10 protein-coding genes are annotated in these 11793 nt (G+C 45.1%); 4 read left to right on the top strand and 6 right to left on the bottom strand.

Annotated features, from left to right (window positions below):
* Positions 1 to 98 precede the first annotated feature (98 nt).
* The gene (locus tag FSB84_RS24045; RefSeq protein WP_130540397.1) at positions 99 to 413 is read left to right on the top strand and encodes a hypothetical protein; all 315 of its coding nucleotides are present in this window, start codon (positions 99 to 101) and stop codon (positions 411 to 413) included.
* Positions 414 to 521: 108 nt separating this feature from the next.
* On the opposite strand, the gene FSB84_RS24040 is transcribed toward FSB84_RS24045, so the two are convergent.
* The 6 genes from FSB84_RS24040 to FSB84_RS24020 form a co-directional block, all read right to left on the bottom strand.
* Positions 522 to 1154 (bottom strand): histidine phosphatase family protein, encoded by a 633-nt coding sequence (locus tag FSB84_RS24040; RefSeq protein WP_130540396.1) that lies wholly within the window; start codon positions 1152 to 1154, stop codon positions 522 to 524.
* A 71-nt stretch (positions 1155 to 1225) separates the two neighbouring features.
* Positions 1226 to 2590: a gliding motility-associated C-terminal domain-containing protein gene (locus tag FSB84_RS24035; RefSeq protein ID WP_147122334.1), complete on the bottom strand. Its 1365-nt coding sequence runs from the start codon at positions 2588 to 2590 to the stop codon at positions 1226 to 1228.
* 11 nt (positions 2591 to 2601) lie between these two features.
* Positions 2602 to 3648 (bottom strand): CshA/CshB family fibrillar adhesin-related protein, encoded by a 1047-nt coding sequence (locus FSB84_RS24030; protein ID WP_147122332.1) that lies wholly within the window; start codon positions 3646 to 3648, stop codon positions 2602 to 2604.
* A 324-nt stretch (positions 3649 to 3972) separates the two neighbouring features.
* Positions 3973 to 4134, bottom strand: coding sequence for a hypothetical protein (locus tag FSB84_RS30730; protein WP_158644090.1), 162 nt, complete (start codon positions 4132 to 4134; stop codon positions 3973 to 3975).
* A 30-nt stretch (positions 4135 to 4164) separates the two neighbouring features.
* Positions 4165 to 5538 carry a T9SS type A sorting domain-containing protein gene (locus tag FSB84_RS24025; protein WP_130540394.1) on the bottom strand — a complete coding sequence of 458 codons (1374 nt, stop codon included), beginning with the start codon at positions 5536 to 5538 and terminating at the stop codon, positions 4165 to 4167.
* Positions 5528 to 6691 (bottom strand): hypothetical protein, encoded by a 1164-nt coding sequence (locus FSB84_RS24020; protein ID WP_130540393.1) that lies wholly within the window; start codon positions 6689 to 6691, stop codon positions 5528 to 5530. Before FSB84_RS24020 ends, FSB84_RS24025 begins: the two co-directional genes overlap by 11 nt.
* A gap of 166 nt (positions 6692 to 6857) precedes the next feature.
* Between FSB84_RS24020 and FSB84_RS24015 the strand changes: the two genes are divergently transcribed.
* The 3 genes from FSB84_RS24015 (at position 6858) to FSB84_RS24005 (ending at position 11761) form a co-directional block, all read left to right on the top strand.
* A complete protein-coding gene (locus FSB84_RS24015; protein ID WP_130540392.1) occupies positions 6858 to 7184 on the top strand; it encodes an ArsR/SmtB family transcription factor in 327 nt (108 codons plus the stop codon).
* Complete coding sequence (locus tag FSB84_RS24010) at positions 7181 to 7684, top strand: SRPBCC family protein (RefSeq protein ID WP_130540391.1); 504 nt, start codon at positions 7181 to 7183, stop codon at positions 7682 to 7684. Before FSB84_RS24015 ends, FSB84_RS24010 begins: the two co-directional genes overlap by 4 nt.
* A 96-nt stretch (positions 7685 to 7780) precedes the next feature.
* Positions 7781 to 11761, top strand: a complete 3981-nt coding sequence (locus tag FSB84_RS24005; RefSeq protein WP_130540390.1) for a hybrid sensor histidine kinase/response regulator transcription factor — start codon at positions 7781 to 7783, stop codon at positions 11759 to 11761.
* Positions 11762 to 11793 lie beyond the last annotated feature (32 nt).

The following is an 11793-nucleotide window of genomic DNA, read 5'->3' as shown; positions in this document are numbered from 1 at the left end:
TTTAGATAAAGAAGTTATTACAAAACACCATTGCGAAAGTAAAATATAAATAAATATTGAATATATGCAAGAGGAGTTTTCTTTACTATATTGCTAAAATGAACCTTTCAGTAGACTCACCATATGAGCTTAGCAATAAGCAGAGGAAGTATTTTGGTTTGCTTCCTATTGAGAATGGCTGGGAAAAACTACCCTTGAGCCCAAAGGTTACAGCTTATTTTGATCGCAACCGGATTGTAAAGATCATTAATTATGATTGGGGGTATTTAGAATATGATACAATTATTGATACTATTGATCGGGTATTCTTACTTCCTAAGACCAGTCGGGGTAAACAGCAGAAACTTTCTGTGTCAAAACTCCTCAAAATAAAAGGGGCTGGCATTCAGTTCTCCGGTTCATTCCATGGATAAGTATTACAAAAAGCGATATGGAAGAAGCAAAAATAACCTGGGAAATAAAACGATGAAAAAATATAAGTATACTTTCCTTGCGAAAACGTTCTGTAACCTAAAATTCAATTAAGGATATACTCTCACAGAATTTGCCAGGTGACGAATATCATTTGCCTCCAGTATATTGAACTGCCCATCAGCAACAGACACTCGGTAAAGACAGGTATTGCTATGGCTGAAATTAGTCATGCAACTGATAGGTGATTGACTGAGCATGCACAGCAATACCAGCAGTGAACGACCGTGCATACAAACGAGCACCCGCTTTTCTGATGGCCTGGAAAGTATGATGTCCATCGCTTCCTGCAAGCGTTCGGAAACCTGGTTTGGACTTTCCCCCTTTTCAAAGGCCAGATCACATTGTCCGCTTTGCCAGGAAAGATTCATTTCACGGAATGCGCTTACCCAGTCTTCTTTACTTTCCTTACCTTCCCAAATACCAAAAGACAGCTCATCAAGCCCGGGTAATTGCTCCCAGGGAAGACCATCCTCTATGAAATTTTTTACAGTCTGGTGGGTACGCTTCAGAGCAGATGTGTAAACCTTATCAAAGGGTACATGCTTATAATACTGGTAAAATGCTTCTCCCTGTTCCCGGCCCAACGCATTGAGATCGGTATTTACGCCTCTTCCCTGTACAATGCCCAACTTATTATAATCTGTTTCCCCATGTCTGATGATGTACAGCTCTTTCTCCATAATTTTCTTCGTTAAGTCCCGCAAGGTACTATAATATGGGAAAACATGCGGTGCATTATGAAGGGATACTTTTACCTGATCAGCATCACAATTCCTTTCCTGAATACCGTACCACAAGCGGTAGTGGCCTTGATTTGATAGGTATACCCAGCTGCAGGCTGGAGTTGACCATTGTAGCGGCCATCCCAGCATTTGAGTGGATCATTGGTGCGAAACAGTAGTTGTCCCCAGCGATTAAAAACAGAAAAATCAAGCGCTTTGATATTTCCCCATTGTTTCAGCCCGAAGCAATCATTTTTGCCATCATTGTTGGGAGTAAACGCAGAAGGCACGGGGTAATTACTTGCGGAATTAGTAAAGTTTACTTCCACCATTACAGAGTCTTTTGTTTGGCATCCTTTATAGGAAAACGCCGATACATAGTATTTTGTATTCACCAATGGATTTACAGTGGGAGCAGGAGATCTCAAATCGACTATTCCGGGCAGGGCATCCCATCGATAATAATCACCACCAGACGCGTGCAAGGTAGCTAGCCCGACCCTGCAGTTCAAATCATTGCTCTTAGTTACAATTGTTTTGGGCAGTGGATTTACAAACACTGGAATATGGATGATACTGTTTTCTCCGCATCGCAATGACCGCATCTCTACTTTGTATACTTGTGAAACAGTTGCCTGCAGGCTCAACTCAGGCGAAGTTCCCAATGGAGTATTGTCTTGCGATGACCACGTATACTCATCGGCGCCTTCAGCTTTAAATTCTACTATTTCTTTTTCACAAATTTCCTTTTGTAAAGGCGAAACGCTGAATGAAGGCAATGGCCAGAACATCACTTTCAGTTTACTGCTGGAGGTACATCCATTCATATCTTCTGCGGTAACTGTGTATTCTGTTTCTGTTGCAGGGTTCGCTAAGGGATTGCTGATGGTTTCGTCATTCAAACCAGTAGCTGGTTGCCAGCTGAATTTAATGGCGCCGGGAGCGGTTGCGGTCAAAACTGTGGTAGTATTCCTGCAAATATTGATATCACCACTAGTAGTAAGTGCAGGAACGGGCAACATATCGATGGTGATCGTATCTTTTGCGATACACCCCTGGGGATTGGCGCCGGTAACAATATAGGTGGTGGTAGTTGCAGCATTGGCTACAGGAGCTGGGGAATTGATATCATCCAGGTAATCAGTTTTATTCCAGGAGTAAGTGATTCCACCGCTGGTAAAAAGTTGTACAGGTTTTCCCGGGCAAACGCTTGTATCATTCACCGTGGTGACTTTTATATTGCAGAAGTCTTCGAAATCGATAAAGTAATCTTCCACTTCTCCATCAACCGCCGAACCGCTTGCGTTTTGCGCAGAGGCCATATCGGAGCTGATCCTGAAACGAAAGCCATAACCCTTGGAAGTACCCAGGGGCAGCCAGGTTGGAAGTCCCACCCAGCTTATGTTTACACTGGTTGCATTGTTGGGACCATGGCATGTACTTCTTCGCCTGCATCGAATTGTCCATTCCTGTTGAAATCAAAATAAGCAGATAAAAAAGCATCATTACCGGTTTGGTTGAACACTTTTACCGGTAAACTATAAGTGCCGGAATTATCATAGGGTGGAAAATTGTCTATTCCATCTTCATCGCTACCTGTTCCGTTATCATCATTCGTCTGATAGCCATCGGCATCACCGGGAATATCACCAATATATAATGGCTGCGCCAGTTCCAGGGAAGGAAAGGGAGGAAGATAATTACAACCATCTATCACGCGATAATACAACTGGTGCTGGGCTGTGCCATAGGAAGGAGGCAGGTCACCACGGTCAATTGGTGCCAACACTCCAAATGCAATTGCCATACCACCCGGAACATGCCTTTCAAATTTTACATCTATTGTCAATTTCCCGTCTGAAGAGTTGGTCACCACAACAGGATTTCTACCTCCGTTAAATGTGGGATGGTTGACGGTTTGATAAATGCGGATCGTTTTGTTATTGCACCCCATAATCGGGTTGGACGGATCTGAATTATTGGTATAATATTCTATGGTCTGCCAGGCAGATCCGGTAGTAGTGAGAATTGTCCACTCATCGGGAGAGCTGCCTTCGCCATCCGAAGCTACAAATGAAAATGGAACAAGATTGCCGCCTCGCGTTGCTTCCATCGTTAGGGTCACAGTTCTGTCTCCATAAGCCATAGCCTTACTGTGCATGGTAGGCATGATCCCGGGATCGTCAAAATCATACAAATTGTGCAGGAGGGCAGCAGTCCAGGTATTCATTACATCAGGTACCAGCAATCCTGTAACATTGGACAAAGTCACTTTAACGGTCATCCCATCACCTGTGTTGAAAGTCCGGCTGGCCCCGTCTGCAATATGTATTCCCGCCCAGTCCAGCCACCAGATCTCATTTTTCAATGCCCCTGCACCCCTGGTGGCATATTGCGAGAAAAGAACGAATGGAAATAGGAATAGCAATAAGGTAAAGGTTAATTTCCTCATACTTGTGAATGGAATTGATAAACGGGCTGGTAATTCAAATATAATAATTCCTGTTTATCAATCAAAGCAGGAGTAGGCAGGGCAAGGAAGAATATGATCATACTTTTTCCTTTTTATCAAAAATAAAATAAGCGGGAGAGATTCCGCAGCTAATAAAAAGAAGTAGATAAAGATCATATCCTGATCTATTTTTTGTTGAACAGTTTTTCTATTTCTCCTTTGCGTAAGGCGATGCGTCCTTTATCCGTTTTGATCATGATGGTTTTTGTGCCTATTACAGGCGTTTTAAATACCGATACATTTTCTTCGCCCAGTCTAAATAACTTAACGTAGTCTTTGTTTTTCCGAAGCTTTGGCGGGACCTACATATTTTACCTGACCGTAAAGGGTCCATTTTTTATTCGTGGTTTTCTGTTCGGTCAGTTGAGCATTGCCAGAAACCGCAACTAATAAACACAGGTTGAACAGCAGCAGTAACTTTTTCATGGTGTAGTTTTGATATGTAACGATCCCTTTTTACTCCCTGATAAATTTACCGAAATATTTCCATTCACCTGATTCGATTACCAGTTGATAAATACCAGCAGCTAGCGATGGAAGCTTGATCCATTGCGGGCTGTAACGCGCTTTCCTTTTCATGCAGAGCCGGCCCTGCATATCGAAAATGCTGATATACATTTCCCCAGGCGTGAGGTCACCTGTTTGAATATACAATTGATGCCCTGTTTTTTGAGTGGGATAAACCTGTTGAATGAAAATGTTCAATGGTGGCGGCTTAATCAAAATGATTTTCGAATAAACGAACTGACCATCCTTATCCACCTGCTTTAGCCGGTAGCTGATGTTTCCCTTGTTTGCAGCAGCAGGATCTATGAACTGATACCAGGAGGGCGACTGTGAATTGCCATCGGCATGTAATGAGTTTTTAACACCAATAACGGAGAAGTCATTTTCGTTACTGTATTTCCTTTCGATATCAAAATACCGGTTATTGTATTCGGTTAGTGTTGTCCAGTTGAGTTGCGCAGCGTTGTTTTGCCAGCGGCCTGTAAATTGAAGACCTGTAACTGGTAAGGGATTACCCACAGAACTAAGCGTCCATCTGTAAAAAGATGGAATGGCTGTTTTCTCTGCATAATTCGTTGTTATATCACGACTGCTATAACCTTCATTGGTCCATTTGATATTGTCGTCACTCTTCCAGAATACCAGGCTGTTCTCATCCAATCCATTCAGCTCAGAATTCCAGTATTGAAATCGAAGGGTGGCATCGAGAGCTGTATTGCCGGAAGGAATGATATCATAATAACGAAATACAGAATTTCCGTTACCGCTGCCATTGGTTTGTGACTGGTGTCCACGACGGATGGTGGTCAATCCCAGGTTCTGCAATGAGGTTATGGTAGCGCCCAGATTACCGGGATTGACGGCCTGCGGGCCTGCCAACTGTATGGAGAGTTGTACATGGCCACCGTTTATCCCTGTGATGCGGCTGGTTTCCGATTCATTTTGCAGGGCCGCATTGCCAAACAAAGTGATATTGTGTGCATTTAAATCAATTACTCCTGCTGTAAACCAGATCCCGGAGCGAACTTGCAGTTCCTGCTCAAGCTGCAAAGATCTGTTATTGGTTTTGGCAATTTCCAGTTCATCAAAGCCGGTGACGCTGCTGCCGCTGATCCTATTATTTGTATTTCCACTGAAAATGATCCTGCCATTGCCGGTTGCTGCGTTCAGGTCTCCGTTATTGACGAGATCGAGATCTTTGAAAGTAACCACTACACCGGAAGAAAGTCTGAGTGATGTGCCGGCCTGAATCCTTATAGTACTTTGTGCAATGGCCTGAAAAGAAATCAAACATGATAGAAAGACTATTGTATTACGGAACATAAATAACTATTTGAAAGTCGGAATATGAATACTCTTCAAGGATAGTAGACCATATGCTTACCGTTACACTGCCGTCTGCGTTTAATACAGAGGTATTGGCAGATATGAAAGAGTGGGAGTATACCGAAGTAAGCTGAAAAATAGCATTTGTCAAATCCACACCGCTTACCAGTACTCTTATTTCCTTGTTCCCGTTTACACCTGTTGTTCTGCTTGCTGAGAGGTTTGGAGTTCCTTTCAATACCGGTGCCCCGGCCTGACTTCCTCTGACAAAGCCATAAGCCACAGGCAGCATGTTTACATTATCTGCATTCAATATCTTACCAGTGTTCACTTTTACATTTCCTGTTACATGTAATTTTTGCTCGGGGGAGGTTGTGCCAATTCCTATCCTGTTGGTGGCATCATTTACTGTGAAATCGTCACCTATATCAACTCTGTTGCCGGGTGCATCCAGTTTTACATTTTCACCCTGTAGTTGCAGGTATGCTTTGTTGATTCCCGCCGTGTTGAAATACAATGTTGGGTTCTGATCAGCCAGGATGGTCATTCTTCCGGATTCGGCGAATTGAAAACGATTGGCTCCGTTCATTCGTACATACACATTTCCGGCGCTGTTGCCTGCATTGGTGCCAAATCGCAGATCGTCGCCGGAGATCTGGAAGAATCCTTTATTTACCGATGCGTCCTGCAGTTGAATGGTAGCGCCTGCTTTGTTGTGCACGATATCGCCATTTACAATATTGATATCGGCATTGGACACCCGGAGATCCCCGTTATTTACATGGAGCCTTGCAAGAGGCGATGCTATACCAATGCCAATACTGTCCACTCCATTGTACACCCATTTGCGGAGCGCAGATTTCGCCCAATAGCTGTTGTCGATCAGGGAGCGCCAGCTATCGTCCTGGTATTGATAAAGTCGCTGTGCGTCGGTATCAAACACCATGAGCCCGTTTGAAGGATTGTTAATAGACATGCGTTGTGCCTGGGTCATACGTGGCAATAAAAAGCCTTTGCTGGTGCTTTGTATATCCAGCATAGCACTGCTGTGTGGCGCCAGGCCACTGGTGTTGATGGCCACGCCGGGCTGCTGTGCATAAAGAGTTGATCCAATGCACAACAGACAAAGAAGTGTAGAGAATAGTTTCATCCGTATAGTTTTATTGTTTTTATCCTGTACCTGCAGCCCAAAATTATTTATTCAGCCATGGCGGGTCAATAGCGAATATGGGTGAGAGGCGGGAGCATAAATAAAATTTGCGCAACCAGATAATTGCACGTATATTAGCAACCATATAGTTGCAAATACCCCAAAGATGGAAACAAGAAGAGACATTTTCCAGGCAATTGCCGACCCTACAAGGCGGGCCATCATCGCCCTGATCGCATTACAGGCCATGACCCCCAATGCTCTGGCCGAACATTTCCATACAAGCAGGCAGGCTGTTTCAAAACATATTAAAATTTTGACAGAATGCGAGCTCGTAAAGCAGGAACAACAGGGCAGGGAGATCTACTACTCGCTCCAGATCAAAAAAATGAAAGAGATCGATAAATGGCTAGACCAATTCAGAAAGCTGTGGGAAACCCAGTTCAATCAACTTGACACCGTATTGGCAACACTCAAAAAACAAAAAAAATGACACCTGAATTGCTATTTGATTTTACTGTTGACAAATCAAAGAAAACAGTACTCATCACAAGGGAATTTGATGCAGAGCTTTCGCTGGTATGGGATGCATTTACCAAAGCAGAACTTCTCGACCAATGGGGGGCGCCCAAACCCTGGACTGCAAGAACAAAACATATGAATTTTGAAGTAGGGGGGCGCAGGTTCTATGCGATGGTAAGCCCGGATGGTTTGGAGCGATGGGCCATTCAGAAATACACCTCCATTACGCCGAAGACCAATTTCAAAATGTTCAACACTTTTGCAGACAAAGACGAAAACCCTGAATTGCCAGGTTCTGACTGGGATTTCACTTTCAGCGATCAGGGGGAGATTACAAAAGTGATCATTACTATTTATAATGAATCGCTTGAGCGTATGGAGAAAATGATTGAAATGGGCTTCAAGGAAGGATATGCTATGTCGATGAGAAATCTGGAAGAACTATTGGCGGCATTATCGCAACGGAAGTAGAAAGAAACCGGGAGTATTTAGCAAAGAAAAATCTTTTCTTTGCAAGCTGGATACTGGTCAACGCCAGATCCGGAAATTCTTTCAAACTCCCGCAATTTGAAAACTACGGTTGTCTATTCATTTCCCGCAGGCAGAGCCGGATTATTCCTGATCAGCTGCCTGTTTACTATATCCCTGTCTGTATCCGGACAGCAACGCCTCTTTTCCAATCAGCAACATTTTGGAGTGGAAGACGGGCTCTCCCAAAGTTATATCACCGGTATCATCCAGGATGCGGACGGATTCATCTGGCTGAGCACGATGGATGGGCTTAACCGTTATGATGGCAGGAAGTTCAGGACGTTCCGGTATAATCCCAAAGACAGCTCAAGCCTCGCTGCCAATACCCTCGGTGGTTTGGGCAAGCTGGTCGATAATATCGTTACCATCTATTATGATGCGGGGAAAGACGATGAATTTGACCTGAGATCGTTCAGGGCTTCCCGTAATAATATTCGAAAGCAGCTGGCGGCCATACCCGGGATCCGGTGGCAGTCTTACAGGTTCGGTTACACTACCAACAATTGGTTCTTCACAGTAAACGGCCACAAAGGGATAGGCTGGATGAACAGAATAACAGGGGAGATCCAATACGCCAATACAGCCAATGGGCAATTGCAGAACGATACAATTTGTGCTATCGCAGAGTCGCCCGAAGGAAGGATCTATGTGGTCAATAGATCGGGTGTACATGTAAGTGATACCGGGCGGAAAAGCTTCAGGTGGGTTGGTTTTAAAACAGGGCTGGCGCCATTGTCCGAAACTGTTGACCCGTTCAAGATCTTTGGAGAGAAATTTTCCATCGTACCCTTTCAGGACAATAAGCTGGCCATCCTGGAAAAGAATGTGCTGACCATACTGGATATCGATAAAAAAAGCAGCGTCATCATTCCTCTGCCGGCTCCCAAAAGCAATGCGATCGAGGGAAATAATGGATTACAGGTGGATCCGGCTGGCCGGATCTATTTTGAATATTTTGGATGTATCTACCGGCTTACCGAAAGCGGAGTGCTTGAATTACTCTGGGAACACACGGGATTACCTAGCCGGATCAGCTCTTTTTACATCGACAGATCGGATGTGTTGTGGGTGAGCCTGAACGCACAGGGACTCTTGAAAATAGATCTTCAGGCGCTTCATTTTCAATCCTACAAAAACAGCGGCAACTTTATAGAAATGGCCACGGAATTGCTTGGCAGCAGCAAAGAACTCTTGCCGCCGGATTGGAGAATTCCTGATGCAGCGTATTATTTCAGGCAGGCATGGGATGATAAAGGCCAACTTTATTCCTGCAATAACTGGTATGATCGTTCCGCTGTTTTTCAATTTACAAAACAGGGATTCCGGCGATTTACCCATCTGCCTGCGCAAAGGATCTTTACAGGAATTGTGACGATGCCCGGCAATGAGATCTGGGCATTCGATCAGGTTGAAGCAGTGTGGTATGCCTGGAGCAATCCCGATGCTGTGCCCAGAAAGCTGCAACCCGATCCCGGAAATTTTACAGACGTGCAGATGACTGACGCCAAATACATCGGCGGCTTCATCTGGATGGCAACCAATACTCATGGACTGTTCCAGTTTGATGGAAAGAAACTCATCCGCAAGTATACCGGACCGTTAGGAGATCATATCGTTCCCAATGTGCTTACCGAGATCTGTGCAGACCCGTCCGACAAGAATAAATTCTGGGTTGGCTCCCGTGGCGGTGGATTGATGTTATGGGATGCCCAAAAAGGAATGCAGCGCATCTACACAGAAGAAGACGGTCTGCCCAACAATACCATCTACTGTATCCTCCCGGATAGATCCGGAAAGATCTGGTGCAGCACCAACAAAGGCATCTTCAGGCTCGATCCCAGGACCAGCCATATCACTGTATTTGAAAAGACCGACGGCTTACAAGGCAATGAATTCAACCGGGCGCACAAACTAAAACTCCCTGACGGACAATTGCTGTTCGGAGGACTCGACGGCTATACCATCTTCCATCCGGACGATTTTGAGACCAGCGGCAAAACCAGTCCCGTACCCGTTTTGCTGACCGGTTTGCAGATCAACAATGAAAAACAGGACATCAACCTGCCCGGTAGCATTGTGAAAGAATCCCTCAGTACTTTATCTGTTATCAGTTTGCCGTACGACAGGAATTATCTGTCGTTTGAGTTTGCTGCACTGATGTACAATCAGCCACAAAAGATAAAATACCGTTATCGTTTGTTGGGCGCCGATAAAGGTTGGATCGAGACCGGATACTCTAATCTTGCCAACTACTCTGCACTGTTGCCTGGCAATTATACTTTACTCCTGAATGCTACTGACCCCAATGGTGAATGGAGCCCTGCCATCACTTCCATAAAAGTGAATATAGAACCTCCTTTCTGGCGCACCTGGTGGGCATGGGCGCTGTACATACTCGCTGTGTTGGCATTGATAAGATGGTACCTGGTATTCAGGGAACGCAGGCTGCAGATCCAGCAAAACCTGTTGTTTGAAAAAAGAGAGGCCCTTCGTTTACGCGAGATCGATGAACTGAAAGACCGCTTCTTCAGTAATATCACCCATGAGTTCAGAACGCCTCTGACCCTTATACATACTCCGCTTGAAAGCCTGGAGCATGATCCTGCATTACCACCGGCAACTGTAAAGAATATCACCACAGCCCGGAAGAACTCAACACAATTATTACGACTGGTGAATGAATTCCTTGATTTTGCCAAACTGAACAACGGCCAACTCAAGCTGAAAGCAGCTGCGGGTGAAATAAATGTGTTTACGGCCAGCTGCGTGAGCGCTTTCGATGCCAATGCCAGAGAAAAGAATATTGCACTTAGTTTTACTTCAACTGTAAGCGGCTTCTATCTTTTTGACGAGGAAAAATGGGAGAAGATCGTAAGCAACCTGCTCAGTAATGCCCTCAAATTTGCACCGGTAAACGGGATAGTAGCAGTGACCCTCTCGTCTGCCACAGACAATCAGCTCAAGCTGGAAGTATGCGATAACGGTCCGGGTATACCGGCAGCGTTGCAGCAAAAAATATTCACCCGTTTTTACCAGGTGGATGATTCCGACCTGCGCAATTACGGGGGCACCGGCATTGGTTTGTCGTTGGTAAAAGAACTGACAACATTGATGAAGGGCAGTATTACCGTGGAAAGCGAGCCCGGCAAACAAACCCGGTTTACAGTTACAGTTCCTTTAGAAAAAACGGCTGCTGCTCCAACCAGTACAATAACTGAGGAGCCGCTTACAATTAAGAAAAGCGTACAGGCGTCACCGGAAGATCTGCCTTTATTGCTGGTAGTGGAAGACAATGATGAGTTACGCGCCTTCCTGGTGGAAACCCTGAGCGGTCGGTACCGTGTACTGGAGGCATCGGATGGACTCAAAGCCTGGGAGATCATTTTGCAGGAACTACCGGATATGGTCATCTGCGATGTGATGATGCCGGGACAGAATGGATTTGACCTTTGCAGGATCTGCAAGGAAGACAGCCGGACCTCGCATATCGGATTTATTTTACTCACCTCGAAATCCGCTCATGATGCCCGCCTGAAAGGTCTGGGAGCTGGTGCGGACGATTATATTACCAAGCCTTTCAGTTTGCGGGAGCTGGAGCTGCGTACCGCCAATCTTTACCAGTTGCAGCAAAAGCAAAGGGAAAGATGGCAGATGCAATTAGCCAATCTTGCTCCGGAGGAACCTCTGCCAACAATTACCGATCCTTTCCTCGAGAAACTATACCAGGAAATTGAAGCGAAGCTGGACGATCCCGAGCTGGATGTGGATCATCTCTGTAAAGTGATGGCGGCCAGCCGCAGCACCCTCAACCGGAAAATAAAAGCTCTGCTTAATATTACAGCGGTTGACCTCATCCGTCAGTACAGATTGCAGCGCGCCTCCGGCATGATAGCAGGCGGACTCGATATTGCTACTGCTGCCTACCGGACTGGTTTCAGCAGTCCCTCTTATTTCAGCCAATGTTTTAAAGAACAATTCGGATTATCGCCATCAGACTGGGTTTCAAAGCAGAAATGACCAAAAACTGATAGTCTCTGACGAATTATTTA

Source organism: Pseudobacter ginsenosidimutans, from assembly GCF_007970185.1.
GTDB lineage: Bacteria > Bacteroidota > Bacteroidia > Chitinophagales > Chitinophagaceae > Pseudobacter > Pseudobacter ginsenosidimutans.
Note: the sequence above shows the minus strand (reverse complement) of the source record. Positions and strands in the feature narration are given on the sequence as shown.